General features: G+C 65.8%; 17 protein-coding genes and 1 riboswitch. Of the genes, 7 read left to right on the plus strand and 10 right to left on the minus strand.

The genetic code is table 11. From position 1 onward, the window contains the following. Positions 1–28: 28 nt before the first annotated feature. The 8 genes from RBA95_RS07015 to RBA95_RS07050 form a co-directional block, all read right to left on the minus strand. Positions 29–1,966, minus strand: a complete 1,938-nt coding sequence (locus tag RBA95_RS07015; RefSeq protein ID WP_306016139.1) for a sodium:solute symporter family protein — start codon at positions 1,964–1,966, stop codon at positions 29–31. 10 nt (positions 1,967–1,976) lie between these two features. Beyond that, a complete protein-coding gene (locus tag RBA95_RS07020; RefSeq protein ID WP_306016140.1) occupies positions 1,977–2,303 on the minus strand; it encodes a DUF4212 domain-containing protein in 327 nt (108 codons plus the stop codon). A gap of 100 nt (positions 2,304–2,403) precedes the next feature. Further along, positions 2,404–3,186 (minus strand): ABC transporter ATP-binding protein, encoded by a 783-nt coding sequence (locus RBA95_RS07025; protein WP_306016141.1) that lies wholly within the window; start codon positions 3,184–3,186, stop codon positions 2,404–2,406. Beyond that, positions 3,183–4,172: an iron ABC transporter permease gene (locus RBA95_RS07030; protein WP_306016142.1), complete on the minus strand. Its 990-nt coding sequence runs from the start codon at positions 4,170–4,172 to the stop codon at positions 3,183–3,185. Before RBA95_RS07030 ends, RBA95_RS07025 begins: the two co-directional genes overlap by 4 nt. Next, entirely contained in the window at positions 4,169–5,017 is an 849-nt protein-coding gene (locus tag RBA95_RS07035; protein ID WP_306016143.1) for an ABC transporter substrate-binding protein, read from the minus strand. Before RBA95_RS07035 ends, RBA95_RS07030 begins: the two co-directional genes overlap by 4 nt. Beyond that, a complete protein-coding gene (locus tag RBA95_RS07040) occupies positions 5,017–6,969 on the minus strand; it encodes a TonB-dependent siderophore receptor (protein WP_306016144.1) in 1,953 nt (650 codons plus the stop codon). The genes RBA95_RS07035 and RBA95_RS07040 overlap by 1 nt, the downstream gene beginning before the upstream one ends. 151 nt (positions 6,970–7,120) lie before the next feature. Further along, positions 7,121–7,322, minus strand: a riboswitch (cobalamin riboswitch). Positions 7,323–7,354: 32 nt separating this feature from the next. Continuing rightward, complete coding sequence (locus tag RBA95_RS07045; protein WP_306016146.1) at positions 7,355–7,675, minus strand: 2Fe-2S iron-sulfur cluster-binding protein; 321 nt, start codon at positions 7,673–7,675, stop codon at positions 7,355–7,357. A 56-nt stretch (positions 7,676–7,731) separates the two neighbouring features. Continuing rightward, positions 7,732–8,949 carry an NAD(P)/FAD-dependent oxidoreductase gene (locus tag RBA95_RS07050; protein WP_306016147.1) on the minus strand — a complete coding sequence of 406 codons (1,218 nt, stop codon included), beginning with the start codon at positions 8,947–8,949 and terminating at the stop codon, positions 7,732–7,734. A 139-nt stretch (positions 8,950–9,088) separates the two neighbouring features. Here RBA95_RS07050 and tsaE point away from each other — a divergent pair, with 139 nt between their 5' ends. The 7 genes from tsaE (at position 9,089) to RBA95_RS07085 (ending at position 18,994) form a co-directional block, all read left to right on the plus strand. Next, on the plus strand, positions 9,089–9,550 hold the full coding sequence (tsaE, locus tag RBA95_RS07055) for a tRNA (adenosine(37)-N6)-threonylcarbamoyltransferase complex ATPase subunit type 1 TsaE (protein ID WP_306016148.1): 462 nt from the start codon (positions 9,089–9,091) through the stop codon (positions 9,548–9,550). Beyond that, entirely contained in the window at positions 9,531–10,631 is a 1,101-nt protein-coding gene (locus RBA95_RS07060; RefSeq protein ID WP_306016150.1) for an aminoglycoside phosphotransferase family protein, read from the plus strand. Before tsaE ends, RBA95_RS07060 begins: the two co-directional genes overlap by 20 nt. Before the next feature lie 2 nt (positions 10,632–10,633). After that, positions 10,634–11,356 (plus strand): nucleotidyltransferase family protein, encoded by a 723-nt coding sequence (locus RBA95_RS07065; RefSeq protein WP_306016151.1) that lies wholly within the window; start codon positions 10,634–10,636, stop codon positions 11,354–11,356. Continuing rightward, positions 11,353–14,406, plus strand: a complete 3,054-nt coding sequence (gene addB, locus RBA95_RS07070) for a double-strand break repair protein AddB (RefSeq protein ID WP_306016153.1) — start codon at positions 11,353–11,355, stop codon at positions 14,404–14,406. The genes RBA95_RS07065 and addB overlap by 4 nt, the downstream gene beginning before the upstream one ends. Beyond that, positions 14,403–18,062: a double-strand break repair helicase AddA gene (gene addA, locus RBA95_RS07075; RefSeq protein WP_306016154.1), complete on the plus strand. Its 3,660-nt coding sequence runs from the start codon at positions 14,403–14,405 to the stop codon at positions 18,060–18,062. Before addB ends, addA begins: the two co-directional genes overlap by 4 nt. 100 nt (positions 18,063–18,162) lie before the next feature. Beyond that, a complete protein-coding gene (gene trxA, locus RBA95_RS07080) occupies positions 18,163–18,483 on the plus strand; it encodes a thioredoxin TrxA (protein ID WP_306016155.1) in 321 nt (106 codons plus the stop codon). A 340-nt stretch (positions 18,484–18,823) separates the two neighbouring features. After that, complete coding sequence (locus tag RBA95_RS07085; RefSeq protein WP_306016156.1) at positions 18,824–18,994, plus strand: DUF1508 domain-containing protein; 171 nt, start codon at positions 18,824–18,826, stop codon at positions 18,992–18,994. A 63-nt stretch (positions 18,995–19,057) separates the two neighbouring features. On the opposite strand, the gene pyrF is transcribed toward RBA95_RS07085, so the two are convergent. Beyond that, positions 19,058–19,744 carry an orotidine-5'-phosphate decarboxylase gene (pyrF, locus tag RBA95_RS07090; protein WP_306016158.1) on the minus strand — a complete coding sequence of 229 codons (687 nt, stop codon included), beginning with the start codon at positions 19,742–19,744 and terminating at the stop codon, positions 19,058–19,060. Between the two features lie 62 nt (positions 19,745–19,806). Beyond that, positions 19,807–20,640, minus strand: a complete 834-nt coding sequence (locus RBA95_RS07095) for an SDR family oxidoreductase (RefSeq protein ID WP_306016159.1) — start codon at positions 20,638–20,640, stop codon at positions 19,807–19,809. Between the last annotated feature and the right edge of the window lie 16 nt (positions 20,641–20,656).

Here is a 20,656-nt window from a genome sequence, read left to right on the forward strand (position 1 = left end):
CGCGCCGTTCGTCCGGTTCAGAGCGCGCTTATTCGGCTGGCGCGTTCCCGTGGGTGACATGGGATACGGAGGAAGGCATGCGAATGTCCTCCACCATGTTCTGGATCTCCTCGGGCGGGGCCTTTGTGGCCAGCGCCACAAGGGTCGCGGTGATGAAGCTGATCACCATGCCCACCGAGCCGAAGCCTTCCGGCGACACGCCCAGGAACCATTGGTCCGCCGTGCCCGGCGCAATGTCGGGGAGCACCCCGAACGCACCGCCCAGGAAGATCAGGCCGAAGACGATGGAGCCGATCAGCATGGGGCGGGTGTCCCCTTCCCCTTTCAGACCAAAGTGCATGATCAACAGGACGATGCCGATGATCAGGGCGACGACGCCCAGCACGATGGAGCTGAAGCCGATCTTGAAGTGCACGATGTACGCGGCGGTGATCGACAGACCGACGACCATGCCGGCGATCGCGCCTTCCTTGTTCATGCGCTTCCAGAAAATCCCCAGGAAGATCACCGGGAAGAAGCTGGCCGCGCCCAGACCGAAGGCGAAGGCCACCACGGCGGCGACGAAACCGGGCGGGTTGATGCCCGCATAGATCGCCACCAGTACGGCCCCCACTGCAGCGACACGCGCCACCAGCAGCTCCTGGGTGTCGGACATGTTCTGGAACAGCACCTTGCGACACAGGTCGTGTGACACGGCCGAGCTGATCACCATCAGCAGACCCGCAGCCGTGGACAGCGCTGCGGCGAGGCCGCCCGCCACCACCAGACCGATCACCCAGCCCGGCAAGCCGCCGATCTCGGGATTGGCCAGCACGAAGATGTCCCGGTCGAGCGTGGTCACTTCATTGGTTTCAGGGTCGGCGCGATACTGGATCCGGCCATCATCATTCTTGTCGGTGAAGCCCAGAAGACCGGTGCGCTCCCAGTTGTAGAACCATTGCGGGGTCGCATCCTCGCCCATCTCCGACGCACGCGCTTCCTGGCGGGCGACATCGACGGAATAGACGCTTTCATTGACCGTATCGATGAAGTTCGACCGGGCGAACACCGCCACAGCCGGCGCCGTGGTGTAGAGCGCTGCGATGAAGATCAGCGCCCAGCCCGCCGAGCGACGGGCGTCAGAGGCCCGCGGCACGGTGAAGAAGCGGATGATCACGTGCGGCAGGCCCGCCGTGCCCACCATCAGCGCCGCGGTGATCGCCACCACGTCGATCATGGCCTTCTCACCTTGTAGGTAGGAGGTGAAACCCAGATCGGTCAGCGTCCGGTCGAGACTCATCAACAATGGCGTGCCATCCGCGGTATTGCCGATAAAGCCCAGCTGCGGCAGCGGATTGCCGGTGATCTGGATGCTCAGGAAGACCGCTGGAACGGTGAAGGCGAAGATCAGCACGCAATACTGGGCGACCTGGGTGTAGGTGACGCCCTTCATCCCGCCCAGACCGGCATAGAACAGGACGATGATCGCCCCGATGATGACTCCAGCCTCGATCGGCACGCCGAGGAAGTTCGAGAAGGCGATGCCCGTCCCGCGCATCTGCCCGGCGATATAGGTGAAGGAAATGAAGAGCGCACAGATCACGGCCATGATCCGCGCCGCCTGGCTGTAATACCGGTCGCCGACAAAATCGGGCACGGTGAACTTGCCGAACTTGCGCAGATAGGGCGCCAGCAGAAGCGCCAGCAGCACATAACCGCCGGTCCAGCCCATCAGGAAGACCGAGCCGTCATAGCCCATGAACGCAATCAGCCCCGCCATGGACAGGAAAGAGGCTGCGCTCATCCAGTCCGCCGCAGTGGCCATGCCGTTGAAGACCGGGTGCACGTCGTGACCGGCCACATAGAAGTCCTCGGTGGTCGAGGCCCGCGCCCAGATGGCGATGCCGATATAAAGACCGAACGTTCCGATGACGAAGAACGCGGTCCAGAACAAGGTCGTATCAAGACCGAAAATGGTCGATTCCATTGTCCCCTCCCTACGCGTTTTCGTCTTCAGCGTCGTACTTGCGCTCGATGCGGTTCATCATGGCGGAGTAGACGAAGATCAGGATGACGAAGACATAGATCGCGCCCTGTTGCGCGAACCAGAACCCCAGCGGCGCGCCGCCGATAGAGAAATTGTCGAGAATGTCCCGGAACAGAATTCCAAACCCGTAGGACACGGTGAACCAGATCACCAAGAGAACCCCCATCAGGTTGAGGTTCTCTCGCCAGTAGCGCTTGTAGCGCTCCTCTCGGACCGTATGGTCGCCGGACACGCCGCTTGACGGCTTGTCTCCGGCGGGATGGTCTTGGTCAGCCATCATGCTCCTCCCTTTTTCATCGGGGTTTTCCCCGTATGACTCAAAGGGTGTCAGTCAGATGGCGGGGCGTGCAGCCCGACATTGGTCTGATTGGAGCCGCCTAGGCCTGGCCCGGATCCGCCAGTGCAAACCCGCCCGAAGGCTGGCGCATCACGCCGAACACCTGCGCGAGCGTTTCAGCATCCAGCACCGCGTCCGGCGAACCGCACGCGATCAGGCGCCCGCGATCAAGGACCGCAACCCGATCGGCATAGCGCCCCGCCAGTTCAAGATCATGAAGCGCGCAAACCACGCTGGCCCCGCGATCCGCCTGGGCGCGCAGCACCTGCATCGCCTCGAGCTGGTGACGCGGGTCGAGCGCGGCTATGGGCTCGTCCGCCATGAGAAGGGACGCATCCGACGCCAGCGCCCGCGCCAGATGCAAACGGGCCTGTTCCCCGCCGGACAGGGTGTGGAGCAGTCGGTTCTTCAGCGCCGTGGCGCCTGTCAGTTCAAGCGCCTGATCCACCTTGTCCCGATCGGTCGCGCCGAGCCGGTCATAGGCCGCCCCGCCCCAGGCGAAGCGTCCCAGCGCCGCCAGATCCGCGCCGGTCACCGACCAGGCCACTGTGCGATCCTGCGGAAGGTACGCCATCTGTCGGGCCCGGGCCCGGGCGCTCAGAACGCTGACCGGTCCGCCATCCAGCATGACGCCGCCCGCATCCGGCTCCAACAGACCCAGCAGGGTCCGGATCAGGGTGGACTTGCCCGCGCCATTGGGGCCGACCAGGGCGATCATCTCGCCGCTGTGGACCTCAAGGGAGACATCGCTGAGAATGTCGCGCCCGTCGCGCCTGATCGAGACGCGATCGGCCAGGAGCCGGATCACGGAGCGCTGCGTCATTGGCCCATCCCCCGGCTGCGCGCGGCGATCAGGATGAAGATCGGCGCGCCGATCATCGACACCATGACCCCCAGGCGCAATTCCTGATCCAGCGGCGCCAGACGCAATATCAGATCGGCGAGCGAAATCAGCCCGCCGCCCAGAAGCGCACTGGGCCAGACCAGGTCTGCTGGATCATGACGCACAAACGGCCGCACGATATGCGGCGCGACAATGCCGACAAAGCCGATAACCCCTGAAATCGCCACGGCCGCCCCGGTCAGCAGCGCCGCCGCGCCAATCACGCCCGTCCGCGTGCGGCCCAGATTGACGCCCAGCGACTGGGCCGTCTCTTCGCCCAGGGCGAGCGCCCGCAAGCCGGGCGCCGTCAGGACCGCGAGGACCACGCCCGCCACCCAGAAAGGCGCAACGAACACCAGATCATCGAGCGACCGGTTTGTGACCGAGCCCAGCATCCAGGTGACCATGTCCGACAAGGCGAACCGATTGGGCGCCAGATTGATCGCCAAAGCGCCCAGCGCCCCGGCGAAACTCGACAGACCGACCCCCACCAGGATCAGCTGCACCGCGCTGATCCGCGCCGCGGCGAGAAAGCTGAGCACACCGGTCGCGGCCAGCGCGCCCAGAACCGCCAGCACCGGCACGGTGAACGCGCCCAGAAAGCCCAGTCCGAAATAGAGCGCGATGATGGCGCCCAGCGAGGCGGAGGCTGAGACGCCCAGAACGCCCGGCTCGGCCAGCGGGTTGCGCAACAGCCCCTGCATCAGCGCGCCCGACGCGCCCAAGGCCGCGCCCACGCCCAGCGCCGCCAGGGCGCGCGGCAGACGGATTTCCCACACGATGATGCGCGCAGTCTCGTCCCCCGCCCCGACCAGGGCGCCGAACGCCTGAGCCAGAGACAGTTCCGAACTGCCCAGAACTCCGGACAGGATCAGCACAAGACCGCCGCCCGCCAGCAGCGCTGCATTCACCCCCAGCCGGGTCATGGCATGGCCCCTTCAATCGCACCGAACAGGGCGTTCGCTTCCTGACGCGCGCGCAGTGCCTCATCAGCCATGAACCAGGCGCCGCACGACAGGGCCGCCGCATCGAGATAGATCACCGGCGTGGTCTCCATCATGCGCCGGAACACCGCGTGGCGACTGGCCGACCAGCTGTCGATCGGTGCGGTCTCGCCATCGAAGAAGGCCGCCAGAATGACATCGGGTTGCTGGGCGTGAAGCTGTTCCAGCGGCAAGGTCACCCAGCCGCTCTTGCCCTGGCTGGCGATGACATTGTCAAAGCCCGCAGCCGTCATGAAGGCGTCCATCAGGGTGCCCGACCCGGCCGTGAATCCGGACGGGGTCATGTAGAGCGCGTTGAGACGCGGCCCGTCCGCCGCGCGCGCCAGCTGGGTGCGCATATGGGAGATGCGGGCCTCCCCGCTCCCCGGCCGCCCCAGCGCCGCCGCCGTGCGCCGGATCATGGCTTCCACATCGTCAAAGTCCGACGCGTAGCCCAGCTCGAAGGTCTCAAGTCCCAGACGCTCGAAATAGGCGGCGGCGCGTCCGCCGGCGTCATAGCCGCGCACGATCAGATCGGGGTCGAGCGCCAGCACATCCTCCGCATCATCGCGGATCTGGGGCACGCCCTGCGCCTGGGCTCTGAGATAGGAATGCCGATCATCGGCATGATCGGACACCGCAAGCACGTGATCGGGATCCGCCAGTCCCAGCACATACTGATCGGCGCAATAGTCGAGCGAGACCACATGCGGCTCGGTCGCCGCCGCGTCAGACGCGATGGCGACGCCCAGCATCAGGGCGAGAAAACCGGGCGCCGCCCCGGCCATTACGGACGCAACCGCAGGCCGAAGGTCACCGCGCGGGGCGCCCCTGCGAATCCGGCGACCGGCTCATAGGTCTCATCGAGCAGGTTCCGAACACCCAGCACAAGCTGGAGCCGGTCGTGGACATCCAGCGTCCCGGTGAGGTCCACCGTGTCATAGGATGGGGTCTGGCCCGCCCCGCTGGCATAGAAGCCGGCATCGTCATAGGTGGCGTCCAGACGCTCGCCCACATAACGCCAGGTGGCGCTGAGCGACGCGATCTCGGTGGGTCGCCATGTCCCCGTCACGGCAAAACTGTCCTCGGGACGACGCAGCAATTGCGCGCCCGTCGTGGCGTTTTCAGCATCGGTATAGGTGTAATCCACCCGCAGGCTCGCCTGATCGACCGGGGTCCATTCCGCGAAGATTTCAAACCCCTGCAGGTCCGCTTCGCCGACATTGCGGTTCTGGCCGATGAACAATGCGCCGTCATAGACATACTCGATGAGGTCTTCGATCTCGCTGTCATACCAGACCGCGCCGAACCGCAGCGCCTTGTCACGCCCCGCGAGCGACACGGCGCTGTCAAAACCGATCTCAAAGGTCTCGCCCTGTTCCGGCTCCAGGTCGGGGTTCGCCGCGACAAAGGCCGAACTGGAATAGCGTTCGGACAGGCTCGGCGCCTTGAAGGACGTGCCATAGCTTGCGCGCAAGCGCGTGTTCAGCGCGTCCAGGCGATAGACCGCGCCCAGATTCCAGGTGGTCTGATCGCCAAAGGCTTCATAGTCATCCAGACGGATCGAGCCGGTGACGTCAAAGCGCGCCGTCAGGCCGGCCTGAACTGCGGCATAGGCCGACCACAGATCCTCGCTGACAGACAGGGGCGCGTTGAACGCCGTGTCGGTCTCGGCGGTCTCGTCCTGATACTCGACGCCAAAGCTGATGACCGGATCGATCAGGGATGTCAGGCGATCCGGCGTCCAGACATTGGACCACTGGACGAAATCGCGCGCACCGTCATACGTGTCGGTTCGCGCACCGTCATTGAAGCTGTCGAGCGCCATGTCCACGCGGCCCGCGCGCAGACGGCTCTCGAAATGGTCGGCCGGACGGGCATAGACGAGCCCGAGGCTCCACAGCGTATGGCTGTCTTCGCTGCGCAGATCCGGATCGTCTGCGCGTTGAAAGCCGGACGCACCGCCCGAAAAGGTGTCGAAGTCCACTTCGGATTCGCGGTGACGGATCAGGGCTTCGACGCTCAGAGCCTCGGTCAGCGCAAACCCGCCATTGGCGGACAGCACCGAGAATTGAGACGGATCGGGATCCCCGGTCGCCGTGGAGATGCGGTCAGGAGTGACGTCATAGCCGTCGCTTTCCTGGTATTCCGCCGTTGCGGCGACATGGAAGCGCCCTTCGCGCACCCCGCCGCCCAGAAGGGCGCGATAGGTGTTGAAATCGCCCACAGACGCTTCGCCATAAACCTCAGACCCGCTTTCCGGCGCCTGGCGCGGCAGGATGTTGATCACCCCGCCCACAGCGTCAGACCCGTAGAGCGATGAGAGCGGGCCGCGCACGATCTCGATCCGGCCGGCATCGCCCACAAGGTCGGAGCCGAAATTGAACGCCCCATTCGAGGCCGCCAGATCATTGATCCGGATGCCGTCATACAGGGCGAGCACGTGTTTGGAGTTCGTGCCACGCACAAAGACACTGGCGGTAGAGCCAGCGGGACCGGACTGGACCACGGCCAGCCCCGGCGTCGCGGCCAGCGCCTCTACCAGCGTATTCTGGTTCTTGAGATCAATCTCGGCGCGGTCGATCACGTCCAGCGTGCTCGGCAGGCGCTCTAGAAGGCTGGGTGCGCGCACACCGGTGACGACAATCGTGTCGTCGGTGGTTTCGGTTGCGTCTTGCGCCAGGGCGGGCGCGGCGGACAGGGCAGCGGCCAGCGCTGCGAGAGAAATCCGGGCTTTCATCTGAAGCCTCCGTTAGCGCCGGGACGCGAGCGGTCCAGGCGGCAGCGAGTGCAACGGCGCTTCGCCCCGACACAATCGGGACGACGCTCGACGCGCCGGACGTCGCTGCAAACGGAAGCATTCCGCGTTCAGATGGTGTGTTCCCGCACCGTGAACGAGCGACCGCGTCGGCAGGTCTCCTGGCTTGCGGGTCATTGCGGTGCGCCGCCTTCCCAGATCTGACGATCCAGTGGCCGTTGACGCCTCGCTCGCCGCTCACAGTTGCGGGTACAGCCCCGGACCAGACGCTTGCGCGTCGCACCGGTGTTCCCTCTTCGCTCCCTCGCGGGAGAACCGTCGCGTGTCAGGGTGTGTAGTCGGGGGACGCGCCCCCGGTCAAGCCAAGCTAGCCCTGCTCTTCGGGCAAGCGCACCACAAGGCCGTCCAGTTCGGCCGTGACCTTGATCTGGCAGGACAGGCGCGAGGTGTCTTCCACATCGCTGGCGAAGTCGAGCATGGACTCTTCCATGGAGGACCGTTCGCCCGTCTTGTCTGCCCAGGCGGGATCCACATAGACATGGCAGGTCGCACAGGCGCAGGCTCCGCCGCAATCGGCGTCGATGCCCGGCACCATGTTGCGGATCGCGCCTTCCATCACGGTCAGCCCGTCCTGCACATCCACTTCGTGGCTGGCGCCGTCATGCTCGATATAAGTGATCTTGGCCATGTCAGTCGTCTTCTCATTCGATGGGGTGCAGGCCGGGGCCCGCCTTCGGGCGCTATTTAGGACAGGAAGTCGCGCATCGCCACTCCCGGATCCCGCAAACGGTCCGGATCCGGCGTCGCGCCCTGGGCGATCATGCGCTGGGCGGCCATGTATTCAGGGCCGGAGTTGACCGCCTCGCAAGCCACGATGCGCCCGCCTTTGAGATGGAAAAGCGCGAACTTGCCCTCTTCGGGATCGCCCCGGCGCACCATTGTGTCCGCGCCTTCGATCAGGCCGGTGATCTGCAGCTTCATCTCGTACTGGTCCGACCAGAACCAGGGCACGGGATCGTAATCGACGTCCATTCCGCAAATGGCCTGGGCCGCCGCCTTGCCCTGATCAATGGCGTTCTGGACCGATTCCAGCCGGATCGAGCGGTCATAGCGCTTGGAGTGAAAGCGCGCGACATCGCCGATGGCGTAGATGCGTTCGTCCTCGGTGCGGGCGGTCTCATCCACCAGCACGCCGTCCTCGCACGCCAGACCCGCCGCACGCGCCAGATGATCGTTCACGGTCAGACCGGCGGCGACCAGCACCGTATCCGCCTCGACGCGTTCGCCGTCAGCCAGCTCGACGCCCGTGACCGCATCACCCTCTCCGAGAATAGCCTTTACGGGCGCATTGACGCGCAGATCGACGCCATAGCCGCGATGGATGGCGCCGAACCAGCCGCCCAACAAGGGGCTCGCCGTGCGGCACATCGGCCGTTCAGCGGCTTCCAGCACGGTCACGGCCATGCCGCGTTTGCGCGCGGAAGCGGCCACTTCCAGCCCGATATAGCCCGCGCCGATAATGGCGATGGATTTCGCAGTCTGAAAAGACGCTGACAGGTCTTCGGTCTCCGACAGGGTGCGCAGCACATGCACGCCGGTGAGCTCCGCCCCCGGCACGGGCAGGCGACGCGCCTCCCCGCCCGTGGCGAGGATCAACCGGTCATAGGCGATGCGCTCGCCGGTCTCGGTAATGACATTGGCCGCGCTGCGATCGATGGCGGTCACCCTGACGCCGGTACGCAGATCCACATCCGCCTTATCGTACCATTCGGCGGGCTTGAGCCAGAGCCGGTCCACCGGCAGTTCGCCCGCCAGATAGGTCTTGGACAGGGGCGGTCGCTGATACGGCGCCGCTGCCTCGCCCGCCAATATGGTGATGGGCTGATCATATTTGCGCTTGCGCAGCTCGGCGGCTGCGGACAAGGCGGCCTGGCCGCCCCCGATAATGACCGTTCCGGACACTGCGATCCGCGCTCCCTGTTGTCTCGTTCTTATCCCCGCATGGCGCCGCGCCCTCGGGTGCAAGTCAAGCGCCTGGCTGCGCAATCGTGGGCGCTGTGAAGTCTTGCCGCCCTGCGCAAGCCGTCCTATCAGCGTTCCCATGACCGTGCTGACCCTCTCCTTGCCAGACCCGGCCGCCAACGCCCGCCTCGGCGCGCGTCTGGCCCGGATGCTGAAGCGTGGAGATGCGGTCCTGCTCGAAGGCGGGCTGGGCGCGGGCAAGACCACGCTGGCGCGTGGCGTGATCGAGGCGCTGACCGGCATCGCCGATGCGCCCAGCCCCACCTACACCCTGGTGCAGCATTACGAGACCGCCGACGGCCTTGTTCTGCTGCATGCCGATCTGTACCGGCTCGAACACCCTGATGAGCTCGACGAGCTGGGTATCGATGAGGCGCTCGATCATGGCGCGGCCCTGATCGAATGGCCCGACCGCATGGGCGACTGGCGTCCTTCAGACCGGCTCGACATCATCCTTGAAGACAGCGAGGCGGGCGGCCGTACCGCACGCCTTCACGCCCATGGAAGCTGGGAGACGCGCCTTGGCGGACTTGCAGACTGATCCGCGCGCCCAGGCGCGCACCGATTTCATCACCGCCGCCGGCTGGGACGACGCCAAGGTCGAGCCCTTTCCCGGCGACGCCTCCACGCGCTCCTATTTCCGGCTCAGCCGGGGTCAGGAGACCGCCATCCTGATGGACGCGCCCGGCGCCAGCGAGGCCCCCGCTTGCCCGGTCGACGCCAGTGAAGAACAGCGCCAGTCGCTCGGCTACAACGCCGTGGCGCGGCTGGCGGGCAATAACACCACCGCCTTTGCGGCGCTGGCGGGCGCGCTGACGGCGCGCGGCTTTTCCGCGCCACGGGTGCTCGAAGCCGATCTTGATCAGGGCTTTCTCATCATCGAGGACCTGACCGACGCCCTGTTCGCGCGGCTCATTCCGTCTGTCGCCCATGAAGGCGCGCTTTACGCCACCGCCGTGGAAACACTGGGCGCGATCTACCGCTCGTCCTTCGAGCGTCAGCCCACCGCCTTCGGCAAGCGCTGGACGGTTCAGGACTATGACGCGCTGGCGCTACACGCTGAAACCGAACTGTTCACTGACTGGTACACGCCGCATCTGGGCAAGGCGCCCAGCGACACGGACAAAAGCGACTGGCGCACGGCCTGGTCCCAGGTCCTGCCGCTCTTGAAGGCGCACGCGCCCGGCCTGGTGCTGCGGGACTTTCATGCCGAGAACCTGATCTGGCTGCCCCAGCGCGAACACGAAGCCAAGGTGGGCCTGCTTGATTTCCAGGACGCGCTCTTTGGCCATCCGGCCTATGATCTGGTGTCGCTGATCGAGGATGCCCGCCGGGATGTGGCGAGCGATCTCGCCCAGCCCCTGACCGACCGCTTCTTCAAAGCGGCGGGCCTGGCGGACCGCGACGCCTTTGACGCGGCGGCGGCGGTGCTGGCCGCCCAGCGCAACGCCAAGATCCTCGGCATTTTCGTGCGCCTCGCCAAACGCGACGGCAAGCCGAAATATCTCGATCTGTTGCCGCGGGTGGAGCGCCATTTCATTCGCGATCTCGCCCATCCCGCGCTAGCGCCGGTCAGAAACGCCGTCATGGCGCTCACCCCCGCCCTGTTCGAAGAGGCCTGATCATGATGCACGCGCCCCAACGCGCCATGGTGATGGCGGCCGGGCTTGGGACCCGTATGCGCCCGCTCACCGATGATCGCTGCAAGGCGCTGGTGGAGCTGGGCGGCAAGACTCTGATCGACTGGATGCTGAATCGGCTGGCCGAGGCGGGCGTTGAAGAGGCCGTGGTCAATGTCCACCATTTCGCGGACCGATTGGAAACCCATCTCGAGCAACGCACCGCGCCAGCGATCCTGATTTCCGACGAGCGTGACGAACTTCTCGAAACCGGCGGCGGACTCGCCAAGGCGGCGCCCCTGCTGGGCAAGGATCCAATTTTCGTGGCCAATATCGATTCCGTCTGGCGTGAAGACGGCGCGGAAAGCGAACTGCGCAAGCTGGCGCGCGCCTTTGATCCTGAACGCATGGACGCGCTTTTGCTGATCACCCCCACGGCGAACACGCTGGGTTTTGACGGGCCGGGCGACTTCTTTCTCAAGCAGGACGGCCAGCTGGAACGTCGCGGCGAGCGGGCGAGCGCGCCCTATGCCTATACCGGCGTTCAGATCCTGCACCCACGCGTGCTCAAGGGCCTGCCGGTCGAGCCGTTTTCCACCAATCTGATCTGGAACACCGCGCTTGAGGCCGGCCGCATCTACGGCTGCGTGATGGACGCGTTCTGGATGCATGTGGGCGATCCTCAAGCGCGTGAAGCGGCTGAGAATCGGCTACGCTCCTCATCATGAGCGCTGATCGTCTGTTTTCGTTTCCTTCGCCGCGGGTCTTCACCCTGCCGCCGGCCGCCCCGTTCCTGACTGAGCTGGCGCGCGGGCTCACCGAGGCGTTTCCTGATCCCGAAGCGCTGAGCCGGGTCACGGTCCTGATTCCCACCCGCCGCGCCGGACGCGAACTGGCCGAAGCCTTCACCCGCCTGTCGCCGGGCGCCGCGCTCCTGCCGATGATCCGTCCGATCGGCGATGTGGACGCGGACGAGCCGCCATTTGAACCCGGTGAACTGGCGGAGATCGCCCCTGAAGCCGTCTCCCCCGCGCGTCGCCGTTTCGAGCTGGCGAGCCTGATCCTGCAGAAGGAAGAGGCGGTGGGCCGATCAATGGGCGCGGGCGGCGCTTTGGCGCTGGCGGATGATCTGGCGCGACTGCTCGACGATCTCGCCACCGAGGATGTGGACGATCTGGGCGCGCTGACCGAAGAGGTGCGCGCCAACCTGCCCGCCCACATGCAGGAAGCAGCGATGTTTCTCGACATCGTGCTGGTCGCCTGGCCCGAGCGCCTGAAAGAGATGCAGCGGGTTGATCCCGCCCGCCGGCGCTCCCTGCTCCTGAAAGCGCTGGCCAAGCGCTGGCGCGACAATCCGCCTGCTGATCCGGTGATCGCGGCGGGCTCGACCGGTTCCATTCCCGCGGCGGCGGAGCTTCTGGACACGGTCGCCAGCCTGCCCAAGGGCTGCATTGTCCTGCCCGGCTTTGCGCGCGACATGGATGAAGAAGGTTGGGCCGCGATTGATGACGGCCACCCCCAGCGCGCGATGAAGACGCTGATCGACACGATCGGCATGGCGCGTCACGACGTCCGGTTCTGGCCGGGCGCTGCGGAAGGCCGTCAGGATGCCCCCCGCGCCCGCGTGATCGCCGAGGCCTTGCGCCCGGCCGAGGCGACCGCGGACTGGCTGCGCCGGGTGGACGATCTGCGTGAAGCCTGGGGGCAGGACGTGTTCGAGACGGCCCTTGAAGGCCTTAGCGTCATTGATGCACCCGCCCCCGCCGAGGAAGCTCGCGCCATCGCCCTGATGCTGCGCGAAACCCTGGAGACGCCAGGCGCCAGGGGCATCCTCGTCACCCCCGACCGGAACCTGTCGCGCCGGGTCATCACCGAAATGGCGCGCTTTGGCGTGACGGTGGACGATTCCGCCGGTCAGCCCTTGTCCGACACGCCCTCGGGCGCCTTCCTGATTCGGGTGTTGCAAGCCGCGCTCGACCCGGGGTCCGCCCTGGCCTTTTCAGCGCTGGCGACCTCGCCGCTGTTTTCCCTGGGAGAAGAACGCGCCCCCTTGCGCGGGGTGCTGGGCACGATGGAGCGCCGCGCCCTGCGGGGCCGACGCCCCGGTCATGACTGGGACTCGCTGTACGAGCATGTGCGCGACGCGGCGGGCGATGACGAGGATCGGCGCCGGCGCTGGGGCGGGATCATCGAAGCCATGGCCCAGGCGCTCTCGCCCTTGAGCGCGCTTGAGGGTGACCAGCCCATGGCGGTCTGGACCCGCGCGCTGGTGGAAAGCGCCGAAGCGCTGGCGCGCAATGATGAAATGGCAGGCGCCGATCGGCTCTGGGCGACCGATGCTGGTGAGAACGCCGCCCAGCTGATGCGCGACTTCATTGAGGAGGCCGACGCCCTGCCGCCGGTCAGCCTGCATGATTTCACACGTGCAGTGCTCGAAACCGCCCGTTCGCGGCTGGTGCGCCCGCGCTATGGCGCCCATCCCCGGCTTCAGATCCTGGGCCCGCTCGAAGCCCGGCTCGCCGAGGCCGACCGGGTGATCCTGGCCGGGCTCAATGAAGGCGTCTGGCCCGCCGCACCCAAATCCGACCCGTTTCTCAGCCGCGGCATGCGCATGGCGGCGGGCCTGTCCGCGCCTGAAGAGCGCTTCGGCCTCGCCGCCCATGACTTCGCCCAGCTCGCCTGCGCCCGCAACGTCACGCTGACCCGGTCGGCCAAGGTCGATGGCGCGCCCACCGTGGCGTCGCGCTGGCTGTGGCGGTTGCAGACCCTGGCGCGCGGCGCGCTTGGGGATCGTGCGGAAACAGCCCTCGCGCCCACCCAGGACTATCTGGCCTTCGCCGATGCGCTGGACGCCACCGCCGAGCAGACCCTGATCCGTCCGCCCGAACCGGCCCCGCCGGTGGAGGCGCGACCGCGCCAGCTCAGCGTCACCCAGATCGAGACCTGGATTCGCGATCCCTATTCGATCTTCGCGCGCAAGATCCTCAAGCTCGACAAGCTTGATCCGCTGGATCGCCCGGCGGGCGCCCCCGAACGCGGCACCGCCTATCACGCGGCCCTGGAGCGTTGGGTGCGCAGCCTTGGGGACACCGAAATCCTGCCACGCGACGCCTTGCAAAGACTGCGCGCGCACGGCCAGACCGCCCTGTCCGAAGCCGGGTTCAGCGACAACGCCCTCGGGATCGAGATGAAGCGTTTTGAGCGGGTGGCCCAGTTCATGGTCGCCTTCGAGGAAGCGCGGCGCGAGGATGGCTTCACGCCAGCCGCGCTCGAAGCGCTCGGAGATATCAGCTTTGAAGCGCCCGGCGGCCTGTTCACGCTGACGGGCCGGGCGGACCGGATTGATCTGCGCCCCTCGGGCGCGCTCGACATTCTCGATTACAAGACCGGAATGCCGCCTTCGGCCAAGGAAGTTGCGGCCGGATTCGCCCCGCAATTGCCGCTCGAAGCGGCGATGGCCGCGCGCGGCGCCTTTGAGGACGCCCCCAGCCATGAGCCGGGCGATCTGATGTATGTGCGCCTGTCGGGCGGGCGTGTGCCGGGCGATCCCAAATCCATGGTCCGCAATCCCGACGGCGATGATGCGGGCATCCTGGCCGAACAGGCGCTGGAGCGCCTGGTCAAATGGGTCGCCGCGTTTGACGATCCGCGCCGCACCTATCCCAGCCAGCCGCGCGTCAAATTCATCAACAAATGGGGCGATTACGATCATCTGGCCCGCCGCAAGGAATGGGCGAGCGCGCCGGGCGATGACACAGGGGATGGAGGCGCGTCATGAGCCAGCCCGGATTTGATCCCGCCATCGTCGTTGGCGCCAGCGAAGCGCAGGCGACCGCCGCCGACCCGTCCGCCAGCGTCTTCGTCGAGGCCAATGCCGGGTCGGGCAAGACCCGCGTCCTGGTGGACCGCGTCGCGCGGCTTTTGCTGGCCGGCGCCAAGCCTGACCGCATTCTGTGCGTCACCTTCACCAAGGCGGCCGCGGGCGAGATGCAGGCGCGCCTGTTCAGAAAGCTCGGCGACTGGTCGACCCTGCCTGATGACGCGCTGACGAAAGAGCTCGACGCGCTTGTCACCGAAGGCCAGCGCCCGCCGCTCGATGAAGCGCGGCGTCTGTTCGCACGCGCGCTGGAAACCCCGGGCGGGTTGAAGATCCAGACCCTGCACGCTTTTTGTGAAAGCCTGCTCAGGCGCTTCCCGCTGGAAGCGGGCCTGCCGCCCGGCTTTGAGGTCCAGGACGATGCGTCCGGGCTGGCCCTGCAGGCCGAGGCGCTGGACGCCCTCTCCGGACAGGCCCATCGCGACCCTGAGGGCGAGATCGCCCAGTCCATCGCCGCCCTGATCGACGGCTCGGGCGCGGATGCGCTGAACAGGCTCTCCGCCTTTGTGATGAACAAGCGTCATGACCTGCTGGCGGCCCGCGCCCAGGCGGGCTCGCTGGACGCGCTGCTTGATCAGGCGAGCGCGCTGTTGGGCGTGGCGCCCGATCTGGATGTCGATCAGGTGCTGGCCCAAGCCTGGGGCGACACCGATGTGGGCGCGCTGGAGGCGGCCCTGAGCGCGCTTCAGACCGGCGGGACGAAAACCGATCAGGCCAGCGCCGAAATGCTGCTGGAGATCCTCGACGTGGCCGAGGAAGATTCGGCAGAGGCCTTTGACTATTACATCGATTTTCTGACCACCAAGACGGGGGCTCTCAAGAAGCCCAAATCCATCTTCTCCAAGAAGACGGGCGAGAATTACCGCATTCTGGTCACCCTGTTCGGCGATGAAGGTGCGGAAATCCACCGCGTGGGCGATGAAATCCTGCCCCGGCTCGCCGCCGCCACCGGCAACCGGATGACCCGCGCAGCGTTGCGGATCGCGGACGCCCTGCTCAACGACTATCAGGCACGGCTGAACCGGCTGCGCCGCGTCGACTTCTCCGATCTTGTCGAGCGGGCCCGCACCCTGCTGACCGATTCCGAAGCGCGCGGCTGGGCGCTCTACAAGCTTGATCAGGGGCTTGATCATGTCCTGGTCGATGAAGCCCAGGACACCGCGCCCGAGCAATGGTCGGTGATCAATGCGCTGACCGAGGAGTTCTTCGCGGGCGAGGGCGCCCATGAAACCGGCCATCCCGATGCGCTCAAACGGACCGTGTTCTGCGTCGGCGACGAGAAGCAATCGATCTACTCGTTCCAGAACGCCGACCCGCGTGAATTCCTGGCGCAACGCCAACGCCTTCAGACCGAGGCGCGACTGGCGCGCCTGCGCTTTGAAAGCCCGCCGCTCAATGTCTCCTTCCGCTCGAGCCCCGAAGTGCTGGCGGCGGTGGACGCCTGTTTCGCCGCTGAAGCCTCGGTCCTCAACTCCGAGCGCAAGGACATGGTGGAAGGGCTCGAGACCAAGCTGTTGATGAGCGATCCCGAAACCCTGCAGCGTCGCGATCCTCTGGCCTTCCATCGCTATGACGGCCATATCGCGGCGCGACGCGATGCGCCGGGATGCGTCGAGATCTGGCCGGCCGTGCCCAAGCCCGAAGGCGGGCAGGAGGACGAGCTGGAGCTGCGTCCTGTAGATGCCGAGCGCAAGGACTCCGCCCGCAACCAGCTCGCTGAAGCGGTGGCGAGCGAGATCGCCGACATCCTGACCCGGGGCGACGGCGTGTGGGAGGAAGGCAAGCCCTGGCGCCTGCGCCCCGCCCATGCGGGCGACATCCTGGTGCTGGTGCGCCGGCGCGGCGGGCTGTTTGAAGAGATCATCCGGCGGCTCAAGCTCAAGAATGTGCCTGTGGCGGGGGCAGACCGGATGACCCTGCCCGACCAGCTGGTGGTCGAGGATCTTCTGTCGCTGGCGCGCTTCGCGCTCTTGCCCGAAGACGACCTGTCTCTGGCCGAAGTGCTGAAAAGCCCGTTCTTCCATCCGGTGAAGGCCGCCGCGCCACCCATTGATGATGACGCCCTGTTTGACCTCAGCCGTCAGACGGGTGCGCGGCTCTGGGACAAGTTGCGCCGCTCGGACGACCCGCGCTTCCGCGATGCGAAGGCGGCGCTGGACACCGCCCGGGCAAGAGTGGAGACCGATGCGCCCTACGCCTTCTTTGCGCGCTTCCTGACCGAAGCCAGCCCCACCGGGGAAAGCCGTCTGGCCCGGCTCTATGCGCGCCTGGGCGAAGAAGCGCGCGACCCGGCGGAAGAGTTTCTCAATCGCGCCCTGGCCCATGAAGTGGAAGGCGCGCCTTCGCTGTCGCGTTTTGTCGCCGAAATGCAGGCCGATGAAGTGGCGATCAAGCGCGAGATGGAGGCCGGGCGCGGCGAAGTGCGGGTGATGACCGTGCACGGCGCGAAAGGCCTGGAAGCGCCCATCGTCTTCCTGCCCGACACGACCCAGCTGCCCAAGGATCGCTCAGGGGGGTTGTTCGCCCATGAAGAGGCGGGTCTTCTGTGGTCGCCGGACATGAAGATGCCGCCGCCGCTTCTGGCCTCGATCGCCGAGCGCAAGGAGCTGGATGCCGACGGCGAGTATCAGCGGCTTCTCTATGTGGCGATGACCCGCGCCCGCGACCGCCTGATCGTGTGCGGTCACACCCATGGCGTGGCGGGCAAGGTGGATGCGGGCAGCTGGTATGATCGCTGCCAGCACAGCTGGACCGGTGAGGACTGGCGCCCGGTGCGCACCGCGCTCGATCCGGTGTCGGAGGAAAATGGCTGGCGCGCCCAAAACGGCTGGCGCTATGGCGCCGATCCCAAACCGCTCAAGGCGAGCGCGGCGCCCGAAGCCGCGCCGGTCGTGCTGCCGGACTGGGCGGTCATGCCCCCGCCGGCGGACCCGGCGCCGGTGCGCTCTGTCGCGCCCTCGCATCTGCTGGGCGAAGAAGAGGGCGGCTTCGAGCCCGCCTCGCTCTCGCCGCTGGCCGAAGGCGGCCAGTTGCGCTTCCGCCGCGGCGAGCTGATCCACAAGCTGCTGCAGACCCTGCCCGACATTGAAGAGTCCCGGCGTGAAGCCTCGGCCCTGCGCTATCTGGAAAATCAGACCGATCTCAAAGACGCCCAAAGGCGCGAAATCGCGGCTGAAACCCTGCGCGTGATCGCCGATCCGAGCTTTGCGCCCCTGTTCCAACCAGGCTCGCGCGCCGAGGCGGCGGTGGCGGGTCAGGCGGCGGGCCTGCCCGGCGGCATGGTTATCAATGGTCAGATCGACCGGCTCGTGGTCACCGATCACGAAGTCCTGATCGTCGATTACAAGACCAACCGGCCGCCGCCCGTGAAGGTGGAGGATGTGCCCCGCGCCTACCTTGCCCAGATGGCGGCCTATCGCGCGCTATTGCAGGGACTTCACCCCGACAAGCCGGTGCGATGCGCCCTGTTGTGGACGGATGCGCCGCGCCTGATGGAACTTCCCCCCGACCAGCTGGACGCGGTGCTCAATCGCGCCCAGCGCCCTTCGGACGCTTGACCGATGCGCAATGGCTTCCTAGGTGTCCGATCAACTCAAGACCCGCAGCCGCGTCGATTCCGGGCGGTGGCGTGTTGTTTATAGGTAAGGAGCAAGGCTCATGGCGACCCAGGCGGTTACCGACGATACTTTTGAAACGGATGTGCTGAAGGCTGACGGCCCGGTGTTGGTGGACTTCTGGGCGGAATGGTGCGGCCCGTGCAAGCAGATCGGCCCGGCGCTCGAAGAGATCGCCAACGAGAAGGCTGGCGCGCTCACCATCGCCAAGGTCAATATCGATGAGAACCCGATGGCCCCCAGCAAGTATGGCGTGCGCGGCATCCCGACCCTTCTGATCTTCAAGAATGGCGAGGAAGTCAGCCGCAAGGTCGGCGCCATGGCCAAGTCCAAGATCGAGGAATGGATCAACGAAGCCGTCTAGGCTCTGATCTTTTCTGAAAATCAGAAAACCCCGGAAGCGATGCTTCCGGGGTTTTTCTTTTGCGACACACGTTCTCTTTTTATTCCGCCACACCTATCGCTTGTGCTAGCCTTAGCATGCACGTTCTGATTCTACCGAGAAGGTCGTTAAGGGGCGCGCGAGGAATGCGGACGGACATCGAAACCTCACCTTGAAGGCGGGCCCATGGAAGAGCTTTTAATCGATCCATGGCTTCATTTTCATCGTGTGCCCAGATCTCCAGCCCCCATTCCGCACCATCGTAGCGGTACTCAAACAGATACCGTTTCATTTTGTCTTCGGGCATAGGAGTTACTCCCCGATGTACTACGTTCTCTACAAAGATGTGCAGGGTTACTGGCGCTGGACCCTATACGCAGCAAACAATCGTAAGATCGCAAACTCAGGTGAGGGATACTTTAACAAACAAGATGCCTGCCATGCGATTGATTTAGTTGCATCATCTAAGGGCGTCCAAATTTTCGAACGCTAGGATAGCTTGGGCCTGACGATAAGATATTGAAGGAGGGCAGGCCCTCTATCTCGAATAGCCTGATCAGGCTTTCGCCATCTCGTCCGCGATGGCTTCTGCGGCGGTGTAGGGGTCATCAGCCTGGCTGATCGGACGTCCGATGACGAGATGGGACGCGCCCGCCTTGAGCGCGGCTTCGGGCGTCGCCACCCGCACCTGATCGCCCAGCGCCGCTCCGGCCGGACGCACGCCCGGCGTCACGATCAGGAAATCATCGGGCACACGGGCGCGAATGGCTTCGGCTTCCTGGGGCGAAGCGACAACGCCGTCCACGCCGCAATCGAGCGCCTGGTCCACACGCCGCATCACCAGATCGCGCGCGCCATAGGCATAGCCCATCTGGGTCAGCATGGCGTCGTCATAGGCGGTCAGAACCGTGACGCCGAGGATCTTGAGATCCGAGCCCTCACGCCCCTCCACCGCCGCACGCATCACCGGCGGCTCGGCATGCACGGTCAGAAGGTCCGCGCCCGCCTGGGTGATCGAGCGGGTCGCCTTCTCCACCGTGGCGGGGATGTCGTGGAGCTTGAAGTCGAGAAAGACGTCATGGCCGCGCGCCTTGAGCGAGCGCGCCAGATCCATGCCGCCAATCGGCAGGAGCTGGAGCCCGATCTTGTAGTGCGCGCACGCCTCGCCCAGCGTTTCCACCAGCGCTTCGGCATCGTTGATGGTGGGCAGGTCCAGCGCAGTGATCAGGCGGCGGTCGGTCATGGTCATCCCCGGAAGAGTAAAGCTCGCAGCGGCCTAGACCGGTGCGCACAAGCGATCAAGGCTCAGGATGCGGCGCTGGCCCGGGCCTTGGCGACCATCCGTTTTTCCTGCAGGCGCATGATCGCCTGTCCCACCGGATCGGGCAGGACACGCGACACCGCGACCAGGAATTTGTACCACGCCCCCGGCACGCGCAGCGGCACGCCGCGCTCCACCGCATCATAGCCGGACACGGCCACATCCTCGGCGGTGAGCATCCAGAAGGACGGCAGGTTGGACACCGTGGTGCGCGCCCCGTTCACGTCATGAAACTCCGACCAGGTATAGCCCGGCGCCACGGCGGTGACATGGACATTGCGATCCTTGAGCTCGAGCCCCAGCGCTTCGGACACCTTGATCAGAAGGCTTTTCGCGCCGGGATAGAGCGTGCCCGAATAGCGCGTATGGGCGTTAGCCGCCGGCAGGAGCGCGGAGACCGAGGCGATATTGATGATACGGCCATAGCCGCGCTCGGCCATGGGTTTGGCGACCAGATGCATGAGTTTGAGATAGCTTGTGACCATCAGCTCCATGAACTGGGCCTGATCCTCCCAGCTCAGATCGACAAAGGCGCCCGGACGGCCCACGCCTGCATTGTTCACGAGCCCGTCAATAATGCGGCCCTGGTCATGGATCGTCTTGACGATGGTCTCGGGCGCATCGGGCTCTGACAGGTCCGCCGCGATCACCAGGCTGTCCACGCCGAACTGGGCCTTGAGCTCCTCGGCCAGATCCTTGAGCCGGTCCTCGCGCCGGGCGACGAGCGCCAGATCCCATCCCCGGCGCGCGAATTCCCGCGCATAGGCGGCGCCGATGCCGGAGGATGCGCCAGTAACAAGAGCGAGACGCCGGGCCATGTGATCTCCAATCCTT

This window comes from Oceanicaulis sp. MMSF_3324, from assembly GCF_030733545.1.
GTDB lineage: Bacteria > Pseudomonadota > Alphaproteobacteria > Caulobacterales > Maricaulaceae > Oceanicaulis.

Coding starts and splice junctions, on each gene's coding strand:
- RBA95_RS07045 (WP_306016146.1), bottom strand. CDS start 7,675: ATGGCCAAGATCACTTATATCGAGCATGACGGCGCCAGCCACGAAGTG.
- addA (WP_306016154.1), top strand. CDS start 14,403: ATGAGCCAGCCCGGATTTGATCCCGCCATCGTCGTTGGCGCCAGCGAA.
- RBA95_RS07040 (WP_306016144.1), bottom strand. CDS start 6,969: ATGAAAGCCCGGATTTCTCTCGCAGCGCTGGCCGCTGCCCTGTCCGCC.
- RBA95_RS07035 (WP_306016143.1), bottom strand. CDS start 5,017: ATGGCCGGGGCGGCGCCCGGTTTTCTCGCCCTGATGCTGGGCGTCGCC.
- RBA95_RS07085 (WP_306016156.1), top strand. CDS start 18,824: ATGTACTACGTTCTCTACAAAGATGTGCAGGGTTACTGGCGCTGGACC.
- trxA (WP_306016155.1), top strand. CDS start 18,163: ATGGCGACCCAGGCGGTTACCGACGATACTTTTGAAACGGATGTGCTG.
- pyrF (WP_306016158.1), bottom strand. CDS start 19,744: ATGACCGACCGCCGCCTGATCACTGCGCTGGACCTGCCCACCATCAAC.
- RBA95_RS07065 (WP_306016151.1), top strand. CDS start 10,634: ATGATGCACGCGCCCCAACGCGCCATGGTGATGGCGGCCGGGCTTGGG.
- RBA95_RS07025 (WP_306016141.1), bottom strand. CDS start 3,186: ATGACGCAGCGCTCCGTGATCCGGCTCCTGGCCGATCGCGTCTCGATC.
- addB (WP_306016153.1), top strand. CDS start 11,353: ATGAGCGCTGATCGTCTGTTTTCGTTTCCTTCGCCGCGGGTCTTCACC.
- RBA95_RS07030 (WP_306016142.1), bottom strand. CDS start 4,172: ATGACCCGGCTGGGGGTGAATGCAGCGCTGCTGGCGGGCGGCGGTCTT.
- RBA95_RS07020 (WP_306016140.1), bottom strand. CDS start 2,303: ATGGCTGACCAAGACCATCCCGCCGGAGACAAGCCGTCAAGCGGCGTG.
- tsaE (WP_306016148.1), top strand. CDS start 9,089: ATGACCGTGCTGACCCTCTCCTTGCCAGACCCGGCCGCCAACGCCCGC.
- RBA95_RS07015 (WP_306016139.1), bottom strand. CDS start 1,966: ATGGAATCGACCATTTTCGGTCTTGATACGACCTTGTTCTGGACCGCG.
- RBA95_RS07095 (WP_306016159.1), bottom strand. CDS start 20,640: ATGGCCCGGCGTCTCGCTCTTGTTACTGGCGCATCCTCCGGCATCGGC.